General features: G+C 67.9%; 26 protein-coding genes and 1 tRNA gene. 4 read left to right on the top strand and 23 right to left on the bottom strand.

Annotation, left to right across the window (positions count from 1 at the left end; genetic code table 11):
• Positions 1 to 124: 124 nt before the first annotated feature.
• The 5 genes from nadD to H4O13_08790 all read right to left on the bottom strand — a co-directional run bounded on the left by nadD (position 125) and on the right by H4O13_08790 (position 5,251).
• The gene (gene nadD, locus H4O13_08770; GenBank protein ID MBE5315479.1) at positions 125 to 814 is read right to left on the bottom strand and encodes a nicotinate-nucleotide adenylyltransferase; all 690 of its coding nucleotides are present in this window, start codon (positions 812 to 814) and stop codon (positions 125 to 127) included.
• A 7-nt stretch (positions 815 to 821) separates the two neighbouring features.
• Positions 822 to 1,844: a DNA polymerase III subunit delta gene (locus H4O13_08775; GenBank protein MBE5315480.1), complete on the bottom strand. Its 1,023-nt coding sequence runs from the start codon at positions 1,842 to 1,844 to the stop codon at positions 822 to 824.
• The gene (locus H4O13_08780; protein ID MBE5315481.1) at positions 1,844 to 2,380 is read right to left on the bottom strand and encodes a hypothetical protein; all 537 of its coding nucleotides are present in this window, start codon (positions 2,378 to 2,380) and stop codon (positions 1,844 to 1,846) included. Before H4O13_08780 ends, H4O13_08775 begins: the two co-directional genes overlap by 1 nt.
• Before the next feature lie 21 nt (positions 2,381 to 2,401).
• Positions 2,402 to 2,478 (bottom strand) — tRNA-Pro (locus H4O13_08785).
• Positions 2,479 to 2,533: 55 nt separating this feature from the next.
• The gene (locus H4O13_08790; GenBank protein MBE5315482.1) at positions 2,534 to 5,251 is read right to left on the bottom strand and encodes a leucine--tRNA ligase; all 2,718 of its coding nucleotides are present in this window, start codon (positions 5,249 to 5,251) and stop codon (positions 2,534 to 2,536) included.
• 433 nt (positions 5,252 to 5,684) lie between these two features.
• Between H4O13_08790 and H4O13_08795 the strand changes: the two genes are divergently transcribed.
• Together H4O13_08795 and H4O13_08800 are read left to right on the top strand one after the other, a co-directional pair.
• Positions 5,685 to 7,532 carry a cyclic nucleotide-binding/CBS domain-containing protein gene (locus H4O13_08795; protein ID MBE5315483.1) on the top strand — a complete coding sequence of 616 codons (1,848 nt, stop codon included), beginning with the start codon at positions 5,685 to 5,687 and terminating at the stop codon, positions 7,530 to 7,532.
• 47 nt (positions 7,533 to 7,579) lie between these two features.
• Positions 7,580 to 8,188 carry a 3'-5' exonuclease gene (locus tag H4O13_08800; protein ID MBE5315484.1) on the top strand — a complete coding sequence of 203 codons (609 nt, stop codon included), beginning with the start codon at positions 7,580 to 7,582 and terminating at the stop codon, positions 8,186 to 8,188.
• A gap of 61 nt (positions 8,189 to 8,249) precedes the next feature.
• On the opposite strand, the gene zipA is transcribed toward H4O13_08800, so the two are convergent.
• The 12 genes from zipA to H4O13_08860 form a co-directional block, all read right to left on the bottom strand.
• Positions 8,250 to 9,071, bottom strand: coding sequence for a cell division protein ZipA (gene zipA / locus H4O13_08805; GenBank protein ID MBE5315485.1), 822 nt, complete (start codon positions 9,069 to 9,071; stop codon positions 8,250 to 8,252).
• Positions 9,072 to 9,294: 223 nt separating this feature from the next.
• Entirely contained in the window at positions 9,295 to 11,682 is a 2,388-nt protein-coding gene (locus H4O13_08810) for a DNA internalization-related competence protein ComEC/Rec2 (protein ID MBE5315486.1), read from the bottom strand.
• A gap of 11 nt (positions 11,683 to 11,693) precedes the next feature.
• On the bottom strand, positions 11,694 to 12,389 hold the full coding sequence (lolD, locus tag H4O13_08815) for a lipoprotein-releasing ABC transporter ATP-binding protein LolD (protein ID MBE5315487.1): 696 nt from the start codon (positions 12,387 to 12,389) through the stop codon (positions 11,694 to 11,696).
• Positions 12,390 to 12,395: 6 nt separating this feature from the next.
• Entirely contained in the window at positions 12,396 to 13,640 is a 1,245-nt protein-coding gene (locus tag H4O13_08820) for a lipoprotein-releasing ABC transporter permease subunit (protein MBE5315488.1), read from the bottom strand.
• A 15-nt stretch (positions 13,641 to 13,655) separates the two neighbouring features.
• On the bottom strand, positions 13,656 to 14,099 hold the full coding sequence (locus H4O13_08825; GenBank protein ID MBE5315489.1) for a hypothetical protein: 444 nt from the start codon (positions 14,097 to 14,099) through the stop codon (positions 13,656 to 13,658).
• The gene (locus tag H4O13_08830; protein MBE5315490.1) at positions 14,080 to 14,340 is read right to left on the bottom strand and encodes a succinate dehydrogenase assembly factor 2; all 261 of its coding nucleotides are present in this window, start codon (positions 14,338 to 14,340) and stop codon (positions 14,080 to 14,082) included. Before H4O13_08830 ends, H4O13_08825 begins: the two co-directional genes overlap by 20 nt.
• A gap of 70 nt (positions 14,341 to 14,410) precedes the next feature.
• On the bottom strand, positions 14,411 to 15,028 hold the full coding sequence (locus H4O13_08835; protein MBE5315491.1) for an MAPEG family protein: 618 nt from the start codon (positions 15,026 to 15,028) through the stop codon (positions 14,411 to 14,413).
• A gap of 115 nt (positions 15,029 to 15,143) precedes the next feature.
• A complete protein-coding gene (locus H4O13_08840; protein MBE5315492.1) occupies positions 15,144 to 15,932 on the bottom strand; it encodes a succinate dehydrogenase iron-sulfur subunit in 789 nt (262 codons plus the stop codon).
• A gap of 115 nt (positions 15,933 to 16,047) precedes the next feature.
• Complete coding sequence (locus H4O13_08845) at positions 16,048 to 17,835, bottom strand: succinate dehydrogenase flavoprotein subunit (protein ID MBE5315493.1); 1,788 nt, start codon at positions 17,833 to 17,835, stop codon at positions 16,048 to 16,050.
• 20 nt (positions 17,836 to 17,855) lie between these two features.
• On the bottom strand, positions 17,856 to 18,236 hold the full coding sequence (gene sdhD / locus H4O13_08850) for a succinate dehydrogenase, hydrophobic membrane anchor protein (protein MBE5315494.1): 381 nt from the start codon (positions 18,234 to 18,236) through the stop codon (positions 17,856 to 17,858).
• On the bottom strand, positions 18,233 to 18,622 hold the full coding sequence (sdhC, locus tag H4O13_08855; protein MBE5315495.1) for a succinate dehydrogenase, cytochrome b556 subunit: 390 nt from the start codon (positions 18,620 to 18,622) through the stop codon (positions 18,233 to 18,235). The genes sdhD and sdhC overlap by 4 nt, the downstream gene beginning before the upstream one ends.
• Before the next feature lie 171 nt (positions 18,623 to 18,793).
• Positions 18,794 to 18,976 (bottom strand): DUF1674 domain-containing protein, encoded by a 183-nt coding sequence (locus H4O13_08860; protein ID MBE5315496.1) that lies wholly within the window; start codon positions 18,974 to 18,976, stop codon positions 18,794 to 18,796.
• An 83-nt stretch (positions 18,977 to 19,059) separates the two neighbouring features.
• Here H4O13_08860 and H4O13_08865 point away from each other — a divergent pair, with 83 nt between their 5' ends.
• On the top strand, positions 19,060 to 19,899 hold the full coding sequence (locus H4O13_08865) for a folate-binding protein YgfZ (protein MBE5315497.1): 840 nt from the start codon (positions 19,060 to 19,062) through the stop codon (positions 19,897 to 19,899).
• A 143-nt stretch (positions 19,900 to 20,042) separates the two neighbouring features.
• Positions 20,043 to 20,885 (top strand): PhnD/SsuA/transferrin family substrate-binding protein, encoded by an 843-nt coding sequence (locus tag H4O13_08870; protein MBE5315498.1) that lies wholly within the window; start codon positions 20,043 to 20,045, stop codon positions 20,883 to 20,885.
• 124 nt (positions 20,886 to 21,009) lie between these two features.
• Here the strand turns inward: H4O13_08870 and H4O13_08875 are convergent, their stop codons facing one another.
• The 6 genes from H4O13_08875 to H4O13_08900 form a co-directional block, all read right to left on the bottom strand.
• Positions 21,010 to 21,876 (bottom strand): DnaJ domain-containing protein, encoded by an 867-nt coding sequence (locus H4O13_08875; protein ID MBE5315499.1) that lies wholly within the window; start codon positions 21,874 to 21,876, stop codon positions 21,010 to 21,012.
• 135 nt (positions 21,877 to 22,011) lie between these two features.
• A complete protein-coding gene (locus H4O13_08880) occupies positions 22,012 to 22,476 on the bottom strand; it encodes an Hsp20/alpha crystallin family protein (protein ID MBE5315500.1) in 465 nt (154 codons plus the stop codon).
• A gap of 114 nt (positions 22,477 to 22,590) precedes the next feature.
• Positions 22,591 to 23,082 (bottom strand): dihydrofolate reductase, encoded by a 492-nt coding sequence (locus H4O13_08885; protein MBE5315501.1) that lies wholly within the window; start codon positions 23,080 to 23,082, stop codon positions 22,591 to 22,593.
• A gap of 8 nt (positions 23,083 to 23,090) precedes the next feature.
• The gene (locus H4O13_08890; GenBank protein ID MBE5315502.1) at positions 23,091 to 23,885 is read right to left on the bottom strand and encodes a thymidylate synthase; all 795 of its coding nucleotides are present in this window, start codon (positions 23,883 to 23,885) and stop codon (positions 23,091 to 23,093) included.
• Positions 23,886 to 23,905: 20 nt separating this feature from the next.
• A complete protein-coding gene (locus H4O13_08895) occupies positions 23,906 to 24,778 on the bottom strand; it encodes a prolipoprotein diacylglyceryl transferase (protein ID MBE5315503.1) in 873 nt (290 codons plus the stop codon).
• A 4-nt stretch (positions 24,779 to 24,782) separates the two neighbouring features.
• Positions 24,783 to 25,982 carry a class I SAM-dependent rRNA methyltransferase gene (locus H4O13_08900; GenBank protein ID MBE5315504.1) on the bottom strand — a complete coding sequence of 400 codons (1,200 nt, stop codon included), beginning with the start codon at positions 25,980 to 25,982 and terminating at the stop codon, positions 24,783 to 24,785.
• Positions 25,983 to 26,021 lie beyond the last annotated feature (39 nt).

Below are 26,021 nucleotides of genomic sequence, written 5' to 3' on the forward strand. Positions count from 1 at the left end.
GAACGCGGGGGGCGGGCGGGGCGGGGGCTTTCGGATTCAAGACGCTGACCTGTTGCAGAAGGGACGCCGGACGGCGCGAGCACGAAGTATAGGTGAGGCCGCCAGCGGGCGCCGGTCGGGCTGTTCAGCTTGCTCCGGAGGCCGGCGCCCCGTACAGCCCATGGCGCGCGATGTAGGCGGCCACAGCCGGGTCGAGCTGCGTCGCGATGGCCGTGGCATCGGCTTTCGTCACGGCCGCACGCACCTCCGTGGCCGAGGCCGCCTCCGGTGGAAGGCTGAGCGTGCAAAAGCCACCGGCGGAAGATTCTGCCAGCTGCGACAGCGGCAGCGCATGCTCGCGCGCCAGCGCCGCAAGCGCGGGTGAGGGGTCAGCGAGCTCCGCATGCGGCCGGTTGACCACCAGCAGATGGGCGAGCCGCGGAATCGTCTGCCAGCGCTGCCAGCGGTCGAATCCGCGCCAGGCGTCCTCGCCCATCAGCAGCACCAGCGGCGCCTCGGGCCCAAGCTCACCGCGCAGCTCCTCCAGCGTATCGACCATGTAGGAGGCGCCAGCGCGGCGCAGCTCACGCAGATCGATGCCGAAGCCCCGCTCGCCGGCCAGGGCCAGCCACAGCATGGCCACGCGATGGCCCGCCGCAGCCCCCGGCGCGGCGCGATGCGGCGGGTCAGCATTCGGCAGGAAGTCGAACGTAGCGACTTCGAGGTCGGCCGCCAGCAGGGCATCGCGCGCAGCCCGTGCGATACCCGTGTGGCCGCGGTGCACCGGGTCGAAGGTGCCGCCATAGACGATGTGCAGCGGACGCGCAGCGCTCATTGCGCGCTCAGCCGGCCAGCAGAGCCGGCCGCACGCGCGGCTCGGCGAGGGCGACCAGCAGCCGCTCCAGCTCGCGCCAACCGTCGCCCTGCTCGCGGCCCTTGCCGATGCGCTCGATCTTCGCGCACTGCGCCAGCAGGGCCTCGAAGTGCGCAACGTCGCCGCGCGCCAGCGCCTTCTTGAACGGCCCCTGGCGCGAAGACCACACGCCGGCCGCCTGCAGAGCCGATTCGACATTGGCACCGCGCGACTTGGCCTCGGCCACCCGCAGCAGCTGCTGCACTTGGCCTGACAGCCAGCTGACAAGGGCGGGCACGGCTTCGCCTTCGGCACGCAGGCCGGCGAGCATTTGCAGCGCGCGCTGGGCATCGCCGCCGATCGCCGCGTCGCTCAGGCCGAACACGTCGTAGCGCGCGTTGTCGGCCACAGCGTTGGCCATGAAGTCGACGTCGATACGGCCTTCGGGTCTAAGCAGGGCCAGCTTGTCGACCTCCTGAGCCGCCGCCAGCAGGTTGCCTTCGACCCGATCAACCAGCAGCTCCAGCGCCTCGCGACTGGCTTCAAGCCCCTGCGCGCGCAGCCGCTGGCCGAGCCATCCGGACATCTCGTGCACCTTGATCGGCCACAGCACCTGGGCGCGGCCGGCCTTCTGCACGGCGGTGAACCAGGCGCCCTCATGCTTCTTGCTCCAGTCCTCGCAGAGGATCAGCAGCAGTACGTCCGGGGCGGGGTTGCGGCAGTAGTCCTGCAGCCACTCCACGCCGTCCTTGTTCGGCTTGCCCGAAGCGATGCGCAGCTCGACGATGCGGCGACTGGCGAACAGCGACATCGCCGCGCAGCTGGCCTGCACCTGCGACCAGTCGAAGCGTGCGTCGACCTCGAAGATCTCACGCTCGGTATAGCCCGCGGCACGCGCCTGCGCGCGCAGGCGGTCGGCGGCTTCCACGCGCAGCAGGGCCTCGCTGCTGGCAATCAGCACCACCGGTGGCAAATCGCCACCCGCGCCTGCTGAAGTCGCCGCGCCGAACATCAGCGCAGGGCCGAGTCGATCCGTCGCAGGATGGCCTGCACCAGCTCGCGCTGCAGCTCTTCGCGCATAAGCTCCTCCTCGTTCGAGGTGCCCTGCGCCTGTGCGGTATCGAACAGGTAGTCGCGGCGCAGCTCGATGGTCTGCGGCGACATCACGTAAGCGCCGGCCGCATCCGCCAGGGAGACCTCGGCGCTCAGCACCATCTCGAACTCCTGCGCGCGACCGGCGGCGTCGACGGTCAGCGGGCTGCGGCGCTCCTCCAGCCGATCGATGCGCAGCACCGACGCCGGCAGGGCGGGGTCTTCAACGACCTGCGCGCCGGCACGCTCCAGCGCCGCCTGCAGCTCACGGGCCAGCGCCGAGTAGGGATCGACCTGGGCGAGCCGAAGGGTCTTCAGGTGGTCCGGCAGGCGCACGTCCTCGCGCAGGCGGAAGCCGCAGGCGCCGAGCAGCAGGCAGGCCAGCAGCAGGCTGGCTTTCAGCAGGCCGGCTTTCGGCACGCGATAGCGCGAGGCTTGCGTCAACACGATCGGCATCAGGACACCCTGCGAGAAAGATGGTCGGGGAGACAGGATTCGAACCTGCGACCCTCTGGTCCCAAACCAGATGCGCTACCAGACTGCGCTACTCCCCGACGTTGTTCCGCGCCCACCGGTCTGGCCCGGCGCGCGTTCCACAGTATCGCCGCCTCAGGCGGCGACGATGTTGACAATTTTGCCCGGCACCACGATCACCTTGCGCACTGTGAGGCCCTCCAGCGCGCGCTGCACCGCAGGCTCCGCCAAGGCGACCTGCTCGACGGCCTCGCGCGCGGCATCCACCGCCACCTCGACCGTGCCGCGCAGCTTGCCATTGACCTGCACCGCGAGGGTGAGCGCGTCGCGCACCAGGGCGGCCGGATCGGCCTTCGGGAAGGACTGGTCCTCGATCAGGGTCTCGCCGTGGCCCAAGGCCTGCCACAGGGCGTGGCTGGTGTGCGGGGTGATCGGGTTCAGCATCAGCGCGATCGCCGTGTAGGCCTCCTGACGCACCGCCCTGCCCTGCGCGCTGTCGTCATCGGACTTGGTCAGCGCATTCAAAAGCTCCATCACGGCGGCAATCGCGGTGTTGAAGGCGTGGCGACGACCGATGTCATCGGCGACCTTCTCGATGGTCTCGTGCAGCTTGCGGCGCAGGGCCTTCTGCTCGGCGTTGAGTGCCGCTGCGTTCAGCGCCGGCGCGGCGCCCGCGCTGACGTGGCGATGCACGGCCGTCCACAGGCGACGCAGGAAGCGCGCCATGCCTTCGACGCCAGCCTCGTTCCACTCCAGGCTCTGGTCCGGCGGCGCGGCGAACATCGAGAACAGGCGCACGGTGTCGGCGCCGTACTTGTCGACCATCGACTGCGGGTCGACGCCGTTGTTCTTCGACTTCGACATCTTCTCGCTGCCGCCGATCTGCACGGGCTGGCCATCGGCGCGCAGGGTGGCGCCGGTGACGCGGCCACGCTCGTCCTTCTGCAAATCGACATCGGCCGGGTTGATCCAGGTCTTGCCGCCATCGGCCTCGGTACGGAAGAACGTATCGGCGATCACCATGCCCTGGCAGAGGAGGTTGGTCGCCGGCTCATCGCTGTCCACATAGCCGGCGTCGCGCAGCAGCTTGTGGAAGAAGCGGAAGTACATCAGGTGCATCACCGCATGCTCGATGCCGCCGATGTACTGGTCGACCGGCAGCCAGTACTTGGCGCGGCCATCCAGCATGTCGTTGGCACCCGGGCAGCAGTAGCGGGCGTAGTACCAGCTCGACTCCATGAAGGTGTCGAAGGTGTCGGTCTCGCGCTCGAAGGCCGCACTTGTCGCCGGGTCGCGGTACTTGCGCCATTCGGGGTCGGCCTTGATCGGCGAGGCCACGCCCGAAAAGCTCACGTCCTCGGGCAGCAGCACCGGCAGCTGGTTTTCGGGCACCGCGCGGGCATTGCCCTCGCCGTCGTACAGCATTGGAATCGGGCAGCCCCAGTAGCGCTGGCGGCTGACGCCCCAGTCGCGCAAACGGTAGTTGACGCGACGGGTGCCGCGGCCCATGGCTTCGAGTTTCGCCGCGATGGCCTCGAAGGCCTCCGCGAAGTCGAGGCCGTCGAACTCGCCGGAATTGACCAGCCAGCCGCGCTCGGTGAAGGCGGCCTGCTGCTGGATCGCCGCCTCGAACTGCTCGATCACCTGGACGGCCGCCGAGGGCTCGAAGACATCGCGCAGGGCGCCGCCGCCGAGCGCGGTGGTCAGCGCGTCGCCGCCTTTCTGAGCGTCCCGGCGCAGCTCCTCGATGGCGTCGCGCACGTCAGGATTGATGATGACCATGCGGATCGGCAGGCCGTACTTGCGCGCGAACTCGCCGTCGCGCTCGTCGTGGCCGGGCACGCCCATCACGGCGCCGGTGCCGTAGCCCATCAGCACGAAGTTGCCGATCCAGATCGGCACGCGCTCGCCGCTGATCGGATGCAGCGCGTAGCGGCCGGTGGGCGCACCCAGCTTCTCCTGGGTTTCCAGCTCGGCTTCGTTGACCGCGCCCTGCTTGCAGCGCTCGATGAAGGCGGCCAGGGCGGGGTCATCCTTCGCGGCGTCCAGCGCCAGCGGATGCTCGGCGGCGACGGTGACGAAGGTGACCCCCATCAGGGTGTCGGGGCGGGTGGTGAACACGGTCAGCGGCTCTGCGCTGCCCTCCACGCCGAAGTGGATCTCCAGCCCTTCCGAGCGGCCGATCCAATTGCGCTGCATGGTCTTGACCGCTTCCGGCCAGCCTTCGAGCGTGTCGAGGCCGTCCAGCAGCTCATCGGCATAGGCGGTGATCTTCAGGAACCACTGCGGGATCTCGCGCTTCTCGACCAGCGCGCCGGAGCGCCAGCCACGGCCATCGATCACCTGCTCATTGGCGAGCACGGTCTGGTCGATCGGGTCCCAGTTGACCACGCTGTTCTTGCGGTAGACCAGACCCTTCTCGAAGAGCCGGGTGAAGAACTGCTGCTCCCAGCGGTAGTACTCGGGCGTGCAGGTGGTGACTTCACGCGACCAGTCGTAGGCGAAACCCAGGCGTTTCAGCTGCCCGCGCATGTGATCGATGTTGGCGTAGGTCCACTTGGCCGGCGCGGTCTTGTTCTTGATCGCGGCGTTCTCGGCCGGCAGGCCGAAGGCGTCCCAGCCCATCGGCTGCAGCACGTTGAAGCCCTGCATGCGCTTGTAGCGGCTGATGACGTCGCCGATGGTGTAGTTGCGCACATGGCCCATGTGCAGCGCCCCGGAGGGATACGGCAGCATCGACAGGCAGTAGTACTTCGGACGCGAGCTGTCCTCGACGACCTCGAAGGCGCGGGTGCGGTCCCAGAAGTTCTGAGCGGCGGCCTCGATGGCTCTGGGGTCAAAAAACTCTTGCATGGCGGGCTTCGGGGAATCTGAAAGGCAGTCGGAGAGTTTAGCCGAAAGGGCGTGGGGCGCCCCGAGCACCCGCTAGGAAGCGCCGCGCCGAGCGGTATCCGCACAAACGGTGGGCGCTGGCCGGCCCATGGCTCGATGCTCGCAGCCGACACGGAACTCTCGGACCGCGTATGCGCCAGCTCCGCCGCGAAGGGGCAGGCACGCTTCCGGTGGGTCAAGACCCACCCTATGGGAGCGTGTGCATAGGGGAGTCTTGACCCACCGCATCGCCGCAGTGGGCATAGGGTGGGTCTTGACCCACCGCATCGCCGCTGTGGGCATTGCGTGGCCCTGCGGAAGAGTGATGCGTTACCGCTGCCTACACCCAAAGCCGCATCGCCGGCCCGCCGTCGCGGCGCTAAGGTGGAAGCTCCCGCCCTTGATCGCGACCGCCATGAGCACCAGCCCCGAGCTCGACGAGGTCATCGGCTTTCTGCGCGGCCACGCGCCCTTCGACCGACTCACACCCGAACAGCTGGACCGGGCGGCCCGCAGGATCGAAATCCTCTATCGCCGCAAAGGCGAGATCCTGCTGAGCATCGGCCAGGCCAACACCGCGCTGGCGGTGATCCGCCGCGGCGCAGTGGAGGTGCACGATGGCTCGGGGCGGCTGATCAACCGTCTCGCCGAGGGCGAGAGCTACGGCCTGCCTTCGCTGCTGACCGGCAAGCCGGTGCGCAACCGTGTGAGCCTGATCGAAGACGGGCTGATCTATCTGCTGCCGGTGGCCGAGTTCAATGCCCTGCGCGCAGCCAACCCGGCCTTCGAGCAGCACTTTGTCTCCACGCTGGAAGAACGCATGCGCGCCGCCGCAGAGGCGGGCGGCGGCAACGCGCTGATGGCGACACCGGTCAGCCGACTGGGCAGCCGCACGCCGGTCATGGTCGGGCCCGAGGCCAGCATTCGTGAGGCTGCGCAGCTCATGTCGCAGAAGGGCGTGTCATCCATCCTGATCGGCGACAGCGAGCACATGCTGGGCATCGTCACCGACCGCGATCTGCGCAACCGGGTGCTGGCGGCGGGCTTGGACCCGGCCGAGCCGGTGACGCGGATCATGAGCACGGACCCCACCCATCTGGACGCTGACCGCCCGGTCTTCGAGGCCTTCCTGGTGATGGCCAATCGCGGCATCCACCACCTGCCGCTGACCCGCGAAGGCAAACCCGTGGGCATGATCACCACCCGCGACCTGGTCAGCCTGCAGACCCAGCATCCGCTGTACCTGGTGCGCCAAGTCGCCAAGCAGGAGAGCGTCGAAGGCCTGCAGGAGGTCACCGGGCGCATGCCGCGCATGTTCGCGCTGATGCTTGCAAACGGCGCCCGCCCCGAGGACGTGATGCGCATGCTCACTGCGCTCACGGACGCTGTAACCCGCCAGCTGCTGCGGATCGCCGAGGACACGCTAGGCCCACCGCCCATGCCCTACGCCTGGCTGGCCTTTGGCTCGCAGGCGCGCAACGAACAGGGCCCGCACACCGACCAGGACAACGGTCTGCTGCTCGCGCACACGCCCGACGAAGCCGGCGCCGACTATTTCGAGAACCTCGCGAAGTTCGTCTGCGCGGGTCTCGATGCCTGCGGCTACGTGTTCTGCAATGGCGAGGTGATGGCGCAGAACCCGCGCTGGCGGCAGCCGCTCGACGTGTGGCAGGGCTACTTCCGCAGCTGGATGCACGAGCCCGACCCCAAGGCCCTGCTGCATGCCTCGATCTTCTTCGACCAGCGCTGTGTGCACGGCGACCGCCGCCTGTTCGATGCGCTGCAGGACACGCTGTTCGACGCCTCGCCGAGGCATGGGATCTTCCTCGCGGTGCTGGCCAGGCACGCGCTGACCCACGAAGTGCCACTGGGCCTGTTCCGACGCTTCGTGGTCGAGCACCGCGGCGAGCACCGCGACACCTTGGACATGAAGAAGGCCGGCAGCCTGCCGCTCAACGATCTGCTGCGCGTCCGTGCCTTGGCTGCAGGCCTGCGCGAGCCGGGCAGCCTCGCGCGCATCGAGGGGCTGCGCCGGCTCGGCAAGATGGTCGACTCGGATGCCGCCGAGCTGGCCGCGGCCTTCCGCCTGCTGTCACGGCTCAAGCTCGAACACCAGGCCGCTCAGCTTGCCGCCGGCGAGAAGACGGACAACCGCATCAACCCCAGCCAGCTGACCCGCACCGACCGCGACGCGCTGCGCGATGCATTCCTCGTCATCCGCCAGGCCCAGGCTGGACTGTCGAACGCGTTCGGGGTGCAGTGAGCCTGCTGCGCCAGCTGCTGTATGCAGGCCGCGCCGCCGGCACACCGATGGCGCGCCACTACGCCCTGCCCCTGCCATCGCTATCCACGCCCTGGCATGAGGCCGAGCTGCTGGCGGTCGACTTCGAAACCAGCGGACTGGACACGCGACGTGATCGGATTCTCAGCATGGGCTGGGTGCGCATCTGCGGCGCCCGCATCCACATGGACAGCGCGCAGCATCTGCTCGTGGCCAGTGCGGAAAGCGTGGGCCAAAGCGCCACCGTGCACGGGCTGACCGACACCGATATCGCGGACGGCCTTCCCCTGTCTGAGGCGGTGCAGCAGCTGCTCGGCGCGCTGGAGGGCCGGGTGTTGGTCGCCCACGGCGCGCCGATCGAACTGAACTTCCTGGCCTCGGCCTGCCGGCGCTGCTTCGGCGTGCCGCCCACCCTGCGCTACATCGACACGCTCGCCCTGGAGCGGCGAATCCGCCGCCATGAGGTCGACCCCAGCGGCTACCTGCGCCTGCATGCCTGTCGCGAGCGCTACGGGCTGCCAAGCTATCGCGCACACAACGCAGCGATCGATGCACAGGCCTGCGCTGAGCTGCTGCTGGCGCAGGCGGGACGCATTGGCGACGAGGCTCGCCTGCGCCTGCGCGACTTGATGCACTAGCTCACCGGGACGGAACCGACGGGCAGAGCCCGTGCGCCCGCCGCGACTCCATGCGCGAGCGCTACCAGGGGCGCTTGGCCTGACGTTCGCGCTCGCGGTCGTAGGCGCGCAGCTCATCGCGCAGGAACTGGATGCGCTGGCGACCGAGCGCATTGCGCTCGTCGTCCAGCACCACCGCATCAAGCAGCTCGGCGAAGCGCTGGGCGGCCGGCAGCATGGCTTCCCAGGCGTCCAGCGCAGGCAGCGGGCCCGGCAGGGTCATGAAGAAGGTGACGCCCGGCGTCTGCGTCTGGTCCGGCTGGCGCAGATCGAAATTGCCGGGCTTGACCACGTTGGCCACGCTGAAGATCGGCCCGGCCTCGGGACGATTGTCCGGCAGGCGATGAAAGATCTGCATGTCGCCAAAGACCAGCCCGGCCTTTTCGGCCGCGACCAGGATGTCGCCGCCGTGCAGCAGGGTGCCGGCGCGCGCCGCCACGATCAGGCTGACCACCTTGTCGAACTCGGGGTTGGGTCGCGCGCCCAAGGTCGACTGCGCGGGTGCAGCGTGGTTCGGCTGCGCGGGTGCGGCGGCCTCGATCGCGCGCGGGCGGGCGTCCAGGTCAGGCTCGAATTCGATACCCGGCAATCGCGATGCGCTGGCACTGCTTTCGGCTTCGCCGGCCAGGGTTTTCTCAAGCCGCGCCAGCTCGGCCTGGATGACTTTGTCCAGGCTGTCGTGCTCGTGATCGCTGAAGGCCGGTTCGGGCCGCTGCTCGGCAGCGCCGCGCTCGGCGACGCGCTTGCCCTGCCCCGGCTTCTGCGGACGTCCAAACCAGTACACGGCGCCGATGAACAGCAGGCCGAGGACGAGAAGGATGATGCGAAGCTGGGTCGGATCCATGGAGGGTCTTGGCGGTGAAGGGGAGGCCGGCACACGCTCGGCGCGCGTCTCTCGCAGGCAGCTGCGCGATCGGCGCAGGGGCGACCCGAAAGAACTGCGCAGCGCATCACGCGCGCTCGGGCCGGAACTCTAGCAGCTTGGCGCCGTGCGGCCCATGCGCAGAGCGGCTTGCGTTCATGCAGTGCCGTGCGCGGGCGCGATGACTGTGGCGGCGGGGGCTGGCTCAGGATTCGTCGGCCAGCGATACCGAAGGCTTCCAAAGTCGCGGCTGTTCGCGGCGGCGCGCCTGCACCGTAATCTCCGGATTCGCGCCGATGCGCAGAATCAGCGCGCCGGTCTCGGCCGTGTTCCAGACCTCAGCTCCCGCCTGCTGCCAGCGCGCCACCACATCGGGCCGCGGATGGCCGAAGCGGTTGGCATAACCGGCCGCGACCAACGCATGGCGGGCACCGGTGGCGCGCACGAAGGCTTCCTCACTGGAACTGGCGCTGCCGTGGTGCGGCACCACGACGACATCGGCCCGCAGGCGCTCGGGCTGCTCGCGCACCAGGCGCTGTTCGATCAGTCGACCGATATCGCCCGCGAACAGTGCGACCTGGTCACCCGCCTGCACCCGCAGCACGCAGCTGCTCTCGTTGCGCAGGTAGGGAAAGTGCTCGGGCGGATGCAGCAGCTCGAAGTCGACGCCATCCCAGCGCCAGCGCTCGCCGGCCACGCACGGCTGCGCCCGCGGGAAGCGCACCCGATCCGAACTCTGCAGCGGCGCGGGGAAGGCCCTCAGCACGCTCTCGGCACCACCGGCATGGTCAGCATCGCCGTGCGACACCAGCACGCGATCGAGCCGACGCAGACCCAGCGCGCGCAGCGCCGGCACCACCGCCGCCTCGCCCATGTCGAGGCCGCTGCCAAACGCAGGCCCCGTATCCAGCAGCAGGGCATGGTTCTGCGTGCGGATCAGCGCCGACAGGCCCTGACCGACATCGAGCAGATGCAGCTCGGCCACGCCGGGTGCGGGCGGGGCGAGGCGCGGCAGCAGCAGGGGCAGCATCAGCACCGCACCCAGCGCGCGCCCCGGCGTGCCGCGCGGCATCAGCAGCCAGATCACGCCGAGCGCTGCCAGCAGCAGACTCACACTCGAAGGCTCGGGCAGAAAGACCTGCGCGTGGGGCAGTTCGGCTGTCCACACCAGCAGCGACCACAGCAGATCCATCAGCCAGGCGGCAAACGCCAGCAGCGGTGCCGCCAGCGCCGGCAGGCCGATCAGCAGCAGACCAGCACCAAGCAAAGCGAGCGGCACCACGCCCAGGCTGACCCAGGGCACGGCCAACAGGTTGGCCGCCGCACCCGCCACCGAGGCCTGGCCGAAGAAGAACACCGTGAGCGGCAACAGGCCGAGGCTGGCCACCAGCTGTGCGCCGAGCAGGCGGCGCCAGCCCGGCAGCTGCTGCAGATCGCTCGGCATGCACCACAGCAGCCAGGCCACACCGAGAAACGACAGCCAGAAGCTCGCGCCCAGCACGGACAGTGGATCGCTCAGCACCAGCACGAACAGCGCCAGGGCGTAGGCCTGCCAGGTGCTGGAGCGCCGCCGCAACAGCACCGCGAGCAGCGCTGCGGCGACCATCAGCAGGCTGCGCAGCACCGGCACGCCGAAGCCGGCCAACGCCGCGTAGCCGGCCGCCCCCAGCAGCGCCGCGAAGGCGGCCCCCTGCGGCAGCGGCAGGCGCAGACCCAGCGCGGGCCACAGTCGATAGAAGCCACGCGCGAGCAGCGCGAACAGGCCTGCGACGAGGCCGATATGCAGGCCGGAGATCGACATCAGATGGCCCACGCCGGTCGCGCGCAGGACCTCCCAGTCCGCTTCGTCGAAGGCGCGCGTGTCGGCGACGGTGAGCGCGCGAACGAAGCGCGAGCCCGCATGCAGCGGACCTTCACCGCCCAGGGCTTCGACCATGCCCTGCGAGAGGTGCGCGCGCAGCGCGTCGAGACCGGCAGCGGGGGCCAGCAAGCGATTGTCGGGATGCTCGCGCACGTAGCCGGTGGCCGCGAGCCGACGCTGCAGCGCGTAGCGCTCGAAATCGAAGCCCCCCGGATTGTCGACCCCGCGTGGCGCCTTGAGCCGCAGCTGCAGCGACCAGCGGCTGCCCGCCTGGGGCGAGTGCTCGCTGCGATACCAGCCGATCCGCAGCAGCTGGCCGGCCAGCACGGCGGCCTCGCCCTCGCCGGCTTCGACGCGGAAGTCGAAGCGCACCGCATCGGGGCTGCGCTGCGGCAGGCCTTCAAGCCGCCCCTGCACGCGCACATCGCGGCCTTCCAGCTTGGCCGGCAATCGCTGCTGCACCACGGACTCCGCCACCAGCAGTGCTAGCGCCGCGCCGAACAGGGCGGTGCCGCTCCAGCGCAGCAGCGCCCAGCGCGGACGCGGCGACAGCCAGAGCAAGAGCCCCAGCACCAGCATCGGCCACTGCGCCCATTCGGGCGGAAAGCGCGACAGCGCTAGCGCTGCAGCCACGCCAGCGAGCAGGCCAAGCGCACTGCCGATGCCGAGCACCGGTGCTGCCGACGGCGTGCGCAGCCGCTGCGACCCTGCCTGCACCGGCACGGTCGCCATGCGCGCAGGCCTCAGGCCGACGCCAGCGGCCGCAGCTGACCGCCCGAGAGTTCAAGCGCGCGGTCCATCTTCCGCGCCAGCGCACGGTCGTGCGTCACCAGCACGAAGCTGGTGCCGACTTCGCGATTGAGCTCCAGCATCAGCCCGTAGACCGAGGCTGCGGTCCGCTCGTCGAGATTGCCGGTGGGCTCGTCGCCAAGCACGCAGGCCGGCCGTGTGACCAGCGCGCGCGCCACCGCGCAGCGCTGGCGTTCGCCGCCGGACAGCTCGCCCGGCTTGTGGCGCAGACGTGCGCCCAGGCCGACGCGATCGAGCAGGGCCGCGGCCTGGCGCTCGGCCTCGGCCACGCTGCGGCCGGCGATCAGCAGCGGCATGCAGACGTTTTCCAGCGCGGTGAACTCGGGCAGCAGGTGATGGAACTGGTAAACGAAGCCCAGGGCGCGATTGCGCAGGCGACCGCGCTCGGCGTCCGAAAGCCGGCTCATCGCCTCGCCGGCGACGAACACTTCGCCCGCGCTCGGCGTATCAAGCCCGCCGAGGATATGCAGCAAGGTGCTCTTGCCGGCCCCCGAGGCGCCGACGATGGCCACGGTTTCGCCGCGCGCGACCTCGAAGTCGATCGACTGGAAGACCGGCGTGCTCAGATCGCCCTCGGCATAGGTCTTGGCCAGCCCGCGGCAGGCGATGACGGCATTCGACTCAGTCATGGCGCATTACTCGTAGCGCAGGGCGGCAGCGGGCTCGGTGCGCGAGGCGCGCCAGGCCGGATACAGGGTCGCGATCATGCTCATCACCAGCGCGACCAGCACGATCAGGCCAACATCGTCGGTGCGCAGATCGGTGGGCAGGCCGGTGATGTAGTAAACGTCAGCCGGCATCACCTCGAAGCCGAAGGTCGTCTCGATCGCCTTCACCACATGGTCGAGGTTCAGCGTCAGGCTGACGCCGCCGATCAGGCCGAGCAGCACGCCGACCACGCCGATCAAACTACCCTGCACCACGAACACGCCCATGATCGAGCGCGGGCTCATGCCCAGGGTGCGCAGGATGGCGATGTCGGCCTGCTTGTCGGTGACCAGCATCACCAGCGAGCTGACCAGGTTGAAGGCGGCCACGCCGACGATCAGCGAGAGGATGATGAACATCACCGTCTTCTCCATCTGGATCGCGCGGAAGAAGTTGCTGTGGTCGGCGCTCCAGTCGCGGATGCGGTAGTAGTGGTCGAGCTGCTCGGTGAGATCGCGGGCCACCTGCCAGCCCTGCATCATGTCGGTGAGCTTCAGCCGCACCCCGGTCACGCCCTCGCCCATGCGCAGCAGGCGCTGGGCATCCTGCAGGTGGATGATGGCCAGCTGACGGTCGTACTCCTGCATGCCGGCGCTGAAGATGCCGGCGACGGTGAAGCGGCGCATCTGCGGCGCCACGCCGACCGGCGTGCTGCGGAACTCCGGCACCATCACGGTGATGCTGTCGCCCACGCCAACGCCGAGGTAGAGCGCGAGATCCGCGCCGACCAGCACGCGAAACGCGCCGGGTTCAAGGTCGGTGAGCGCGCCTTCTTTCATCAGATCGGCGATCTCGCTGACCTCGGGCTCGCGCGAGGGGTCCACGCCGCGCAGCAGGGCGCCCTGGCTGCGGCCGGCCTGCAGCAGGGATTCGCGCTCGACGTAGGGCGCCGCGCCCAGCACGCGGGCATCGGATTTCGCAAGCTCAACCGCGCGCGGCCAGTTCTGCAGGTCTTCGCCCGCACCACTGATGGTGGCGTGAGCCACCATGCCGAGGATGCGCGCGCGCAGCTCCTGCTCAAAGCCGTTCATCACCGAGATCACCGTGATCAGCGCGGTGACGCCGATGGCGATGCCCAGCATCGAGGCCAGCGAAATGAAGGAGATGAAATGGTTGCGCCGCTTGGCGCGCGTGTAGCGCAGGCCGATGGCGATTTCGATGGGACGGAACACGTGGCGGGCGGCCTGTCAGTGGGTCGGGGTCGAGCTCGGTGCCTGCGCGCGCTGGCCGTGGCGATCCAGCCAGAGCCGCAGCGCCCGCAGCTGCGGGCCCGGCAGGGTATCCGATGCCAGCGGCCAGCGGAGTAGCCGGCCCTGAATCCGCAGCGTGAGCACGGCGATCGGCCCACGCGATTCGAGGCCAAGCAGTTCGGCCGGCAAGGCCTCGGGGGCCGCCATGCCCGCTGCCGATGCAGGCCACCAGTCGGCCTGACCGCTGTCGTGCAGAAGCAGTCGTCCGCGCAGCAAGCGGCGCACGCGCCAGACGCTGATGGCCCCGAGCATCAGGGGCAGCGGCAAGGCCTCACGCGGAAGATCGGACAGCCAGAGTGCAAACGCCGCCAGCAGCGCCAGCGCCGTCAGCGCAGCCTGCAGGGCGATGGAAGGCTTGAGCTCAAGCGGGAGGGAGGGCACGGATGGTGGCGACCAGGCCGGAGATCACCGGGTCCTGCGGCTGCTCGTGGCCGATGAACCAGCGCCACAAGGCGTCGTCTTCGCAAACCAGCAGCGCCTCGAAGGCGTCGCGGTCGAACGCCTCGGGGCGACGCTCGGCCAGATCGAGATAGCGTTCGAACAGCTGATCCAGCTCGCGCATCCCGCGGCGCGAACGCCAGCGCCAACGGCGGAGGTCTTCAGGGGTGATGGAAGCGGACATGCCTTTGGATTCGGGATTTGGGATTTGGGATTTGGGATTTGGGATTTGGGATTTGGGATTTGGGAATACGCTAGCCCAACTGAAGCAGGCGCAAGGCGAGTACCGCGAGCAGCGCCCACAGGCACAGCGCACCCAGCACATAGACCGTGAAGCGGTGCATGACCTTGTTGTAGCTGCAGTGGATGGCGCTGTGGACAACCCGCAGGGCCACGAAAGCCCAGGCCAGCCCCAGCACAAGCGCCCCACCCTGCCCCGTCTGCGCCGCCACCACGATGGCGAAATAGAACAGCACCGGCAGCTCGAACAGGTTGCGGAAATTGTCGGCAGCGCGCGTGTCCTTCAACTTCGCCGCCATCTGCGCGGAAGTCGCGACCGCCTGAGGATGGACACGCTCGCGCTTCATCTGGCCGAGGCGTTCGACATAGAGCCGGCACCAGACCAGAAAGGTCAGTGCTGAGAGGGCGAAGCCGGGGAGCTGTCTCGACGCTTTGCATGGGAACGAAGTTTCGGGGTGCGGGTGCGGGGTGCGGGGTGCGGGGTGCGGGGTGCGGGCATAGGGTGGGCCCTGGCCCACCATGAGCGCCACCCTCGCCCCGGTCAATCCGACGGTCATCGCGAGCGCGCGGGCAAGTGGCGACGGCCAGCAACGCGCGAGGCGCGCACTCAGGCCACGGTGGGCCAGGGCCAACCTATGAAGACTCGTGGGCTCCAGCCTGCGCTGAATCTGCTGAAGCCGGGGTCTGCCGTGTGTCCGCCGACACCCCAACAAAAAAGGCGCCCGGGGGGCGCCTTCTCGCGGAGCTTCAAACCCCTCGCCGCTGGATCATCAGCTTCTTGATCTCGGCGATCGCCTTGGCCGGATTCAGGCCCTTCGGGCAGGTCCGGGCGCAGTTCATGATGGTGTGACAGCGGTACAGGCGGAACGGATCTTCCAGGTCATCCAGACGCGCCCCGGTGTCCTCGTCGCGCGAATCGATGATCCAGCGGTAGGCCTGCAGCAGAATGGCCGGGCCAAGGTAGCGGTCGCCATTCCACCAGTAGCTCGGGCAGCTGGTGCTGCAGCAGGCGCAGAGGATGCACTCGTACAGGCCGTCGAGCTTGGCGCGGTCTTCCTTCGACTGCAGGCGCTCACCGGAGGCCGGCGGCGCCGACTGCGTGCGCAGCCACGGGCGGATCGAGGCGTACTGCGCGTAGAAGTGGGTCAGGTCCGGCACCAGATCCTTGATCACCTCCATATGCGGCAGCGGATACACCGGCACCTGCTTGCCGCCGCAGTCGCTGATCGCCTTGGTGCAAGCCAGCGTATTGGTGCCGTCGATGTTCATCGCACAGGAACCGCAGATGCCTTCGCGGCAGGAGCGGCGGAAGGTCAGCGTAGGGTCGATCTCGTTCTTGATCTTGATCAGCGCATCCAGAACCATCGGGCCGCAGCTGTCGAGGTCAACGTCATAGGTGTCGACCCGCGGATTGGCATCGTCGTCTGGGTTCCAGCGGTACACCTTGAAGGTGCGCACCTTCTTGGCGCCCGCGGGCGCCGGGAAGTGCTTGCCCTGGGTGATCTTGGAGTTCTTCGGCAGGGTGAATTCGGCCATGGCTCTTTATCCGGGATTCGGGATTCGGGATTGGGGATTCGTGAGCGGTCTACGGTGCGCTTTGAGGCTGCTGCCTTTGCGAATCCCGAATCCCGAATCACCAATCCCGACCAGATCAATACGTCCGCGCCTTCGGCGGCACCGCTTCGACTTCGTTGGTGAGGGTGTACATGTGCACCGGGCGGTAGTCGATGCGGGTCTCACCCTTCTCGTCGACCCAGCACAGGGTGTGCTTGTGCCAGTTGTCGTCGTCGCGATCGGGGAAGTCCTCGTGTGCGTGCGCGCCTCGCGATTCCTTGCGGTTCTCGGCCGAGACCACCGTGGCCACCGCCTGGCCCAGCAGGTTCTGCAGCTCCAGGGTCTCGATCAGATCCGAGTTCCAGACCAGCGAGCGGTCGGTGACGCGCACGTCGGCGAAGCCGGCCTGGATCTCGCGCATCTTCTGCACGCCTTCCTGCAGGCTGCTGGAGGTGCGGAACACCGCGGCGTGGTTCTGCATCGTGCGCTGCATCTTCAGGCGCAGCTCGGCGGTGGGCGTGCCGCCCTTGGCATTGCGCAGTGCGTCGAGGTTGGCCAGCGACTTGTCGCAGGCGGAAGCCGGCAGGGCCTTGTGGTTCTGGCCGGGCTTGATCGTCTCGGCGCAGCGGTTGGCCACCGCGCGACCGAACACGACGAGATCCAGCAGCGAGTTCGAGCCCAGTCGATTGGCGCCGTGCACCGACACGCAGGCGGCTTCGCCGATCGAGTACAGACCTGGCACCACAGTGTCAGGGTTGCCGTTCTTCAACGTGACCACTTCGCCGTGGTAGTTGGTCTGCAGACCGCCCATGTTGTAGTGCACGGTCGGAAGCACCGGGATTGGCTGCTTGGTCACGTCGACGCCAGCGAAGATTCGCGCGGACTCGGCGATGCCCGGCAGCTTTTCGTGGATCACCTCGGGGCCGAGGTGCTGCAGATTCAGGAAGATGTGGTCGGAATGCTCGCCAACGCCGCGACCCTCGCGGATCTCGATGGTCATCGAGCGGCTGACCACGTCGCGCGAAGCCAAGTCCTTGGCGTTGGGCGCGTAGCGCTCCATGAAGCGCTCGCCCTTGGAGTTGGTGAGATAGCCACCCTCGCCGCGCACGCCTTCGGTGATCAGGCAGCCAGCGCCATAGATGCCGGTCGGATGGAACTGCACGAACTCCATGTCCTGCAGGGGCAGACCGGCACGCAGGGCCATGCCGCCGCCGTCGCCGGTGCAGGTGTGGGCCGAGGTCGCCGAGAAATACGCGCGGCCGTAGCCGCCGGTGGCCAGCACCACGCCTTGGGCGCGGAACAGATGCAGATCGCCGGTGGCCATCTCCAGCGCCAGCACGCCGCGACAGGCGCCCTCTTCATCCATGATCAGGTCGAGCGCGAAGAACTCGATGAAGAAGCGTGCGTCGTGCGCCAGCGATTGCTGGTAGAGCGTGTGCAGGATGGCGTGGCCGGTGCGGTCTGCGGCCGCGCAGGTGCGCTGAGCCGTGCCCTTGCCATAGTGCGTGGTCATGCCGCCGAACGGACGCTGGTAGATCTTGCCGTCCTCGGTGCGCGAGAAGGGCACGCCGTAGTGTTCCAGCTCGATGATGGCCGGGATGGCCTCGCGGCACATGTATTCGATGGCGTCCTGGTCACCGAGCCAGTCCGAGCCTTTGATGGTGTCGTAGAAGTGGAAGCGCCAGTCGTCCTCGCCCATGTTGGCGAGCGCGGCCGAAATGCCGCCCTGCGCCGCCACGGTGTGCGAGCGGGTCGGAAAAACCTTGGACAGGCAGGCGGTGTTCAAGCCCTTCTGGGCCAGGCCGAAGGTCGCGCGCAGGCCGGCGCCGCCAGCCCCCACGACGACCATGTCGTACTTGTGTTCGATGATCTTGTAAGCGCTCATGGGTACTCGCTCGGGCCGGCTCAGGCGCTGAAGGCGATGCGGCCGATCGCGATGATCGCGGCCAGGCCCAGCACGACGTAGACGAACTTGACTGCGATCATCAGGGTGATCTCCAGCCAGCCGACGTGGATGTAATCCTCGACCACCACCTGCAGGCCGAGGCGGGCATGCCAGAAGGCCGTGCCGATGAAGAGGATCAGCAGAACGGCATTGACCGGCTGGGCGATGGTCGCGCGCACGCTGGCGTAGTCGGCGCCGACAAAGGAGACCAGCAGGTAGAGCACGTACAGGACCAGTGGCACCAGCGCGATAGCAGACACCCGCTGTGCCCACCAGTGGGCGGTACCGTCCTTGGCCGAGCCCAAACCGCGGGCTTTGGCGAGAGGATTGCGCAGGCTCATGCCGCACCTCCCAGCACCACGGCCCAGATACCGAGCGCAGAAACAATCGCCAGAGCGATGACTGCATAGCCGGAGGCGTAGACCTTGGGGATCTCGAAGCCCTTGCCGGCGTCCCAGAACAGGTGGCGAATACCGTTGAAGAGGTGGTAGCAGATCGCCAGCGTGAACAGGAACAGCGCGATTTTGCCGGGCAAGGAACCCGCGACAGCGGCGAAGCTTGCGTAGCTGTCAGGACCGGCGGCCACGCTGATCAACAGACCCGCGATGCCAAGCGCGACCAAGGCGTTGACCACGCCCGAGATGCGGTGACTGATGGACAACACCGAAGTGATCTGCGGCCGGTAGACCTGCAGATGCGGCGAGAGGGGACGCTTGCGTGTGCTCATTCCTGGATCCCGATTCGTGACGCGCAATATTCCGCGAAAGCGCGCGAACGGCGCGTCGAATCGGTGCGTGATCCAACGCGTGAACGCGGCATGCATAGCACCGCGGGATGCAGAGGCGACGAAGGAATCCACGGGCGGCTCCGCACAACGCGGAGACCACCGCGCCGGAGCTCAGAAGTCGATGCAGCGGCCGTTCTTTTCCCAGTCGCCGTAGCGGGTGGGATCGGGACCTTCGCGACCGCCGATCTCGCGCGGGGCGTCGTCGACGCGTGCAGGGCCGGTGACAGGCACATCGGCGGCAGGCGTGGAAGGCGGCGTCGCGGGCTCGGGGGCTGGCTGCACTTGGCCTATCATCTCGGGGTAACAAAGCTGCGGAAGGGTACTCCGCAGGCCCGGATGCCGCAAGACAACAAAGGTCGCTGACTGCCGTGAATGCCGTGTATTCAAGCCTTTCCGAGCCCGCGACCGGTGCGCTGCGCGCGTGGTCCGTGCTGCGCTGCGAGGGCCCCGATGCGGAAGCCTTCCTGCAGTCACAGCTGAGCTCGGATGTCGCCAGCCTGAAGCCTGGCCAGGCGCACTGGAGCGCATGGCTCAACGCCAAAGGTCGGGTCATCGCGCTGCTGCTGCTGATGCGAAGAGATCCGCAGACCTTCGACATGCTGCTGCCCGACCATCCCGCTGACACGCTGGCCACGCAGCTTTCGCGCTTCATCCTGAGACGCAAGGCGCGACTCTCGCATCAGGCGCAAGCGCAGGTGATCGCCGGAATCGCGACTGCGGCGCCCACTGACGCCGTGAAGTTTGCCGGCTCGATTCCGCGCTGGCTGATGGCGATGGCCGAGCCCTGCGAGGCGGATGCCCCCGCCCTGGATCTTGCGTGGAAACGACTGGATTTTCTGACGGGTGTGCCTCGCCTGAGCGCGGAAGGAGGCAGCCACACCGCGCACATGCTCGGTCTGGATCGACTGCAGGCGATCAGTCTCAGCAAGGGCTGCTACCCGGGCCAGGAGATCGTTGCGCGCACGCACTACCTCGGCCAGAGCAAGCGCAGCCTTGCCTGCCTCCACGTCGATAGCGCGCAAGCGCCGAGCCTCGGTGCTGCCGTGCTGCTCGGAGAACAGGCCGTGGGCGAAGTGATCAGCGTCGCCTCACTGGATTCGCTCGGACATCTGATCCAGGCGGTGATCTCCGGCGCGCAAACGCATGAGCCCTACGCCTGCGGCTCGGCCTCGGCAAGCCTTGCAGCGGCCGAGCTTCCGCCCCTGCCCCTGCCCTGAACCTGCGACCAACGGCCAGCCGGGAGATATAGCCGGCCCGCACGCCGTCTGCTATACGGCAGCGTCCGGCTTTGGCCGGCCACGCACATCCAGACCAAGACCCGGACAACAGGGTCGGTTGCTGCACGCACAAGGAGACAGGAATGACACGCCATACAGGGGGGGAGGCGACCCGCAAGGGTGGCCGCGGAAGCATTTTGCGTTCTCTGGCGACGCTGCTGCTTGGCCTCGTCGCCTTGCCGGTCGCAGCGGCGGAGTACAAGGTTGCGCTCGAGCCTGCTTACCCGCCCGACAGCAATCAGCAGATCTACCAGCCCTTGCTTGAATACCTGGAGCGCGAAACAGGACATCGCTTCATTGCAATCACCGCGCGCAACTACAACTTCCACTGGCGCGACATGCGACAGTCGGCCAGCGTCGACTTCGCGTTTGAAGAAGCACACTTCACCGACTATCGCGCTCAGAGGCAGGGATTCCGCCCTCTCGCGCGACTGGCAGAGCGCACCGCATACGCCCTGGTCGCCTTGCCTGAGATTGCCGAAGGCGGCATGGACGCGCTGGTCGGCCGTCGTCTGGTCTCGATGACATCGCCGAGCCTCGGCTACGCCCTGCTGTTCGAGATGTTTACCAATCCGATGGCGCAGCCCGATATCCGCTCGGAGGCCTCCTCCTGGCGCGACGGGGTTGAGATGATCTTTGGCGGCGAGGCCGATGCGGCGATGGTGCCCCGGTTCATTGCCGAGCTGTATCCGAATTTGCAGGTGATGCGCACCTCGCGAGAGTTCCCCGGCATGGCGTTCGCGGCTGCGCCCGGCGTGCCCGAAGAGGTGGCGAGCGCGGTGCGAGAGGCGCTGCTCAAGCTGCACGAGAACCCCGAGGCGTATCAGGTCCTGGTGGAAATCGGTTCAACCCGGTTCGAGCCGGCGAGCGCGGCCGACTATCGCGGCAACTCGGAGATGCTGAAGGGCTTCTTCGGCTATCAGTGATCCGATCCGCCGGGCCCTGGCAGGCTGTCTTTCAACAGCCTGCTAGAACCTCAACTGCCAGCAAGCCCAAGCGCGACGATAAATCCGGGTGGCTCAGCCTCGATTCGAATCCCGAGCCCCCGCTTCACTTGCCCAGCGGCTCTGAGAACGCCGCCGCCATCTCGCGATACAGCTCGCGCTGGCGTTCGCCGCGAGGTGCTGGAGCGTGCACTTCCAGCAGCACGATCTGATCGCCCGGCGGCGTACCGGGCAGGCCGCGCCCGCGCAAGCGCAGCTTGCGCCCCGTGGTGCTTTCTGCGGGGATCTTGAGTTCGACCGATCCACCGAGAGTGGGCACGCTCAGAGTGGCGCCGAGCGCGGCCTGCCAGGGCATGACCGGCAGGCGATGGGTGATGGTTCGACCGTCCACCTCGAAACGCGGATGCGGGCGGTAGGCGATCTCCAGCAGCAGGTCGCGCCCCTGTCCGCCCTGCCCGGCCAGACGGATGCTCTGTCCCGGTTGAATGCCAGCCGGAACCTTGACCTCGAGCGTGCGCCCATCCACGTCCACGCGCTGGCGGCCACCCGCGAAAACAGTCTCCAGATCGAGGTCGAGACGCATTCGCCGCTCGAGGCGCGGCGCCGGGCCGGCGCCAGCACCCGTGCGTGCGCTGCGCCCACGCCCTCCGCCGAACAGCGAGTCGAAAAAGTCGCTGAAACCGCCGCCGCCGAAATCGCCTTGGCCGCCTTCGTAGTCCCAGCCCGGCGGCGGACGGAAGTCCTGGCCCGCACGAAATCCGCCGGCGCGCAGCTGCTCGTAGGCGTTGCGCTTGCCAGGGTCCTTGAGCACCTCATAGGCCTCGTTGATCGCCTTGAAGCGCTCCTCGGCCCCGGCTTCCTTGCTGACATCGGGGTGGTACTTGCGCGCAAGCCTGCGGTAGGCGGCCTTGATGTCCGCGTCGCTGGCGCCCGTCTCCACGCCCAGCGTCTTGTAGTAGTCCTTGAACTCCATGGGGCTTCCGAAAGCTGTGTGCTGCCGACTCGTGTGATGGATCGCGTCGGGGCCCTCGCTCAAAAGGTCCTCGCCCGCTTGTGCGAAGCCCGCGGACCGGCCGCGGGCTTGACAAGCTTAACCTCTGCGCCGGCCTCAGCCGGCGTTGACCGAAATGCGCCGCGGCGTGGTTTCGGGACGCTTCGGAATCACGATCTCCAGCACGCCGTGCAAGCCTTTGGCTTCGATGCCGTCAGGGTTGGCGGTATCGGGCAAGGCGAAGCGCCGATAGAAGCTGCCGTGCGATCGCTCGACACGCGTGTAGTTGGCGCCTTCAGAGGCGCTCTGGCTGCGGCGTTCGCCGCGGATCGAGAGGATGCCCTTGTCCATGTGGATCTCGATGTCCTTGGGGTCGACGCCCGGAATATCGGCTTCAATCACGAATCGGGCAGGCTCCTCGCGAATGTCGACGCGTGGTGCCCACTGGCTCGTAACGACATTGCTCTGATCGCTTTCGGTGGCCTCACCCAAGAAGCGATCGAGCACCTGCTTGAGTTCGCTCTGCAAGCCGCTCTGAATGACCCGGCTGTGCTCGATCCACGGATAGCGGGATGCGCTCATGTCTCAACTCCTGCGGTAAAGCGGCGGCGCCACGGCCGCCGACGCTGGGAAAAGTGCGAGCGCGCGGCAGGATTTCAAGTGCGGGGAAGGAGCGGCATTCAGGCGGATACCGCCTCAACGGCAGCGTTCGAGATCGACAAAGTCGAAGGCGAAGGCATGCCGCGCATCTGCCGGATGGCGAACCCGCGAGCGCTCTATCCAGCAGCTCGCATCGAAGGCAGGGAACCAGGTGTCCGCCCCCGCCACCGCGGTATCGACCTCGGTCAGGTGCAAGCGATCGGCGCGCGGCAGCAGCTGCGCGTAAAGCTCGCCGCCGCCAATCACCATCAGCGCTTCAGCGCCTGCCGCGTGGGCCAGCGTCTGCGCCGCCTCGACCGAGTCGACCGCTTGCATGCCCTCGAAAGGCACTTGACCGCTGCGCGTGAGCACGAGGTTCAAGCGCCCCGGCAGCGCGCGCCCCAGCGACTCTGCAGTCCTGCGCCCCATCAGCAGCGGCTTGCCGAGGGTCAGCGTCTTGAAGTGTTTGAGGTCATCCGGCAGCGACCAGGGCAGCGCATTGCCGCGACCGATCGCCCGCGCGCGGTCCATCGCCACCACCAGCTCGATGCGCGGGCTCACACCGCCACCGGCGCCTTGATCGCGGGGTGCGGGTCATAACCTTCGATGGCGATGTCCTCGTACCGGAAGGCGAACAGGTCGCGCACGTCGGGGTTCAGTCGGAGCTGCGGCAAGGGGCGCGGGCTGCGCGTGAGCTGCTCGCGCGCCTGCTCGAAGTGGTTCGAGTACAGGTGCGCGTCGCCCAGCGTGTGCACGAAGTCGCCGACTTCGAGGTCGCAGACCTGGGCCACCATGTGGGTCAGCAGGGCGTAGCTCGCGATGTTGAAGGGCACGCCGAGGAAGATATCGCCCGACCGCTGGTAGAGCTGGCAGGACAAGCGCCCCTGGGCCACGTAGAACTGGAACAGGCTGTGGCAGGGCATCAGCGCCATCTGCTCCAGCTCACCGACGTTCCAGGCCGAAATGATCAGCCGGCGCGAGTCCGGGTTGCGGCGGATCTCGTCCACCACCCAGCGCATCTGGTCGATCGTGCGGCCGTCGGCGGCCTGCCAGGCCCGCCACTGCTTGCCGTAGACCGGGCCCAGTTCGCCCTCGGCGTCGGCCCACTCGTCCCAGATGCCGACCTTGTGGGCCTTGAGATAGGCGATGTTGGTCTCGCCGCGCAGGAACCACAGCAGCTCGTGGACGATCGAGCGCAGGTGCAGCTTCTTGGTGGTGACCAGCGGAAAGCCGGCGCGCAGGTCGAAGCGCATCTGCCAGCCGAACACCGAGCGCGTGCCGGTGCCGGTGCGGTCCGATTTTTCGGCGCCCTGCTCAAGCACATGGCGCAACAGATCGAGATAGGCCTGCATCCGAGTCTCCGTGTTTCGCTTCAGACCGAACGGGGTGTGGCCGCGCGCAGCGACAGACCGATGAACAGGAGGCCGATCAGGACCAACGGCAGACTCAGCAGCATGCCCATGGTGAACCAGCCGAAGGCGAGGTAGCCAATGTGGGCATCGGGCTCGCGCACGAACTCGACGGCGAAGCGGAACAGCCCATAGCCCAGCGCGAAGACGCCGGATACCGCATAGCGCTTGCGCGGCTTGGCCGAGAACCACCACAGCAGACCGAACAGCACCACGCCTTCGAGGAAGGCCTCATAGAGCTGCGAGGGGTGACGGGCGAAGGCATCGAGCGCGCCCTGCGCATGCAGCTGCTGCAGCTCGGCGGCCGGCAGGTGCTGGTGCTCGCGCGGCAGGCCGCTCGGGAAGATCACCGCCCAGGCGACGTCGGTGGTGCGCCCCCAAAGCTCGCCGCCGATGTAATTGCCGATGCGCCCGAACAGCAGGCCCAGCGGCACCAGCGGGGCGACGAAGTCGAGCGTTTCCCAAATCGAACGGCCCTGCCCGCGTGACCACCACCCGACTGCGGTCATCACACCGAGCAGGCCGCCGTGGAAGCTCATACCGCCCTCCCACACGCGCAGGATCGACAGGGGATCGGCCAGCACCTGCTGCCAGCCGTAGAACACGATGTAGCCCAAACGTCCGCCCAGCACCACGCCGAGCATGCCGTAGAACATCAGATCGCCGAAGGCCTGCTCGCTGACGCCGAAGCGCCCCTGGCGCAGCCGCTGTCGACCCAGCCACCAGGCGCTACCGAAGGCCAGCAGGTACATGATCCCGTACCAGTGCACCGGCCAGCCGAACAGGTTGATCGCGATCGGGTCGATCTGATGCAGGTGGAAGCTCGATGCATTCATGCGATCAGGCCGGCAGCACGCGGCAGACGTAGCCTTTCAGATAGTCCGTCTCGACGATGGCGGCATGCACCGGGTGGTCGGCGGACTGCTGCAGCTGACAGAGCACCTGCACCTGCCGGTCGAGATGGCGCGCGCCGGCCTGGATGGCCTCCAGCAGGGCATCGCGGCCCATGTGATAGCTGCACGACGCGCTGACCAGCAGGCCGTCGCGCTCCAGTACCTGCATGGCCATCTCGTTGATGCGGCGATAGGCCAGTGCGCCTTCCTTGAAGTCCTTGCGGCGCTTGACGAAGGCCGGCGGGTCGAGGATGACCACGTCCCACCTGCGGCGCTCCGCCCTCGCCTGCTTCAGGTACTCGAAGGCATCGGCGCAAACCGCTTCGACGGTGTCGCCGAAGCCGTTGCGCCGGGCGTTGTCGCGGATCTGCTCGCAGGCCGGGCCCGAGGCATCGACGCAGGTCACCTCACTCGCACCGAAGCCGGCCGCGCGAATGCCCCAGGCGCCGACATAGCTGAAGACATCCAGCACGCGCAGGCCGGGCACCAGCTTGCGCAGACGATCGCGGTTGTCCTGCTGGTCGAAGAACCAGCCGGTCTTCTGGCCGTGCTGCACGTTGACCGCAAATTTGAGCCCCCCCTCGTCGACGATGACCCGCTCCGGCACCTCGCCGAAGGCCACTTCGACGTAAGACGGCAGGCCCTCGATGGCGCGCGCGCCGCCGTCGTTGCGGAACAGCAGGGCGACCGGATTGAGCACCTTGCGCACGGCATCGACGATGGCGTCCTTCATGCGCTCCATGCCGGCCGTGCCGAGCTGGGCCACCACGACATCGCCGAAGCGATCGATCACCAGGCCCGGCAGACCATCGGACTCGCCGTAGACCAGGCGGTAGTGCGGGGTGTCGAACAGGCGCTCGCGCAGGGCCAGAGCGACATTTAGGCGATGCACCAGCAGCGAGCGGTCCAGCGCATGGCCGCCGCGGTCGAGCAGCCGCGCACAGATCAGGGTCGAGGGGTTCACATAGCCAGTGCCGACCGGCTTGCCGCCGGCATCCAGCACATGCACCGGGCTGCCGGCCTCCATCGCCGTCAGAGGCGAGCGCACCACGTCGACCTCGTTGCTGAACACCCACAGGTGGCCAGCGCGCAGTCGGCGGTCTTCGCCGCGCTTCAGGATGAGGGCGGGGTAGTCGGCAGCAGTCATTTCGGAGATTTCCTTTGGCCGGCTTTCGGCGCGGCAGAT

The sequence above is a fragment of the Lysobacterales bacterium genome, assembly GCA_014946745.1.
In the GTDB taxonomy this organism is placed as follows: Bacteria; Pseudomonadota; Gammaproteobacteria; order Xanthomonadales; family Xanthomonadaceae; genus Aquimonas.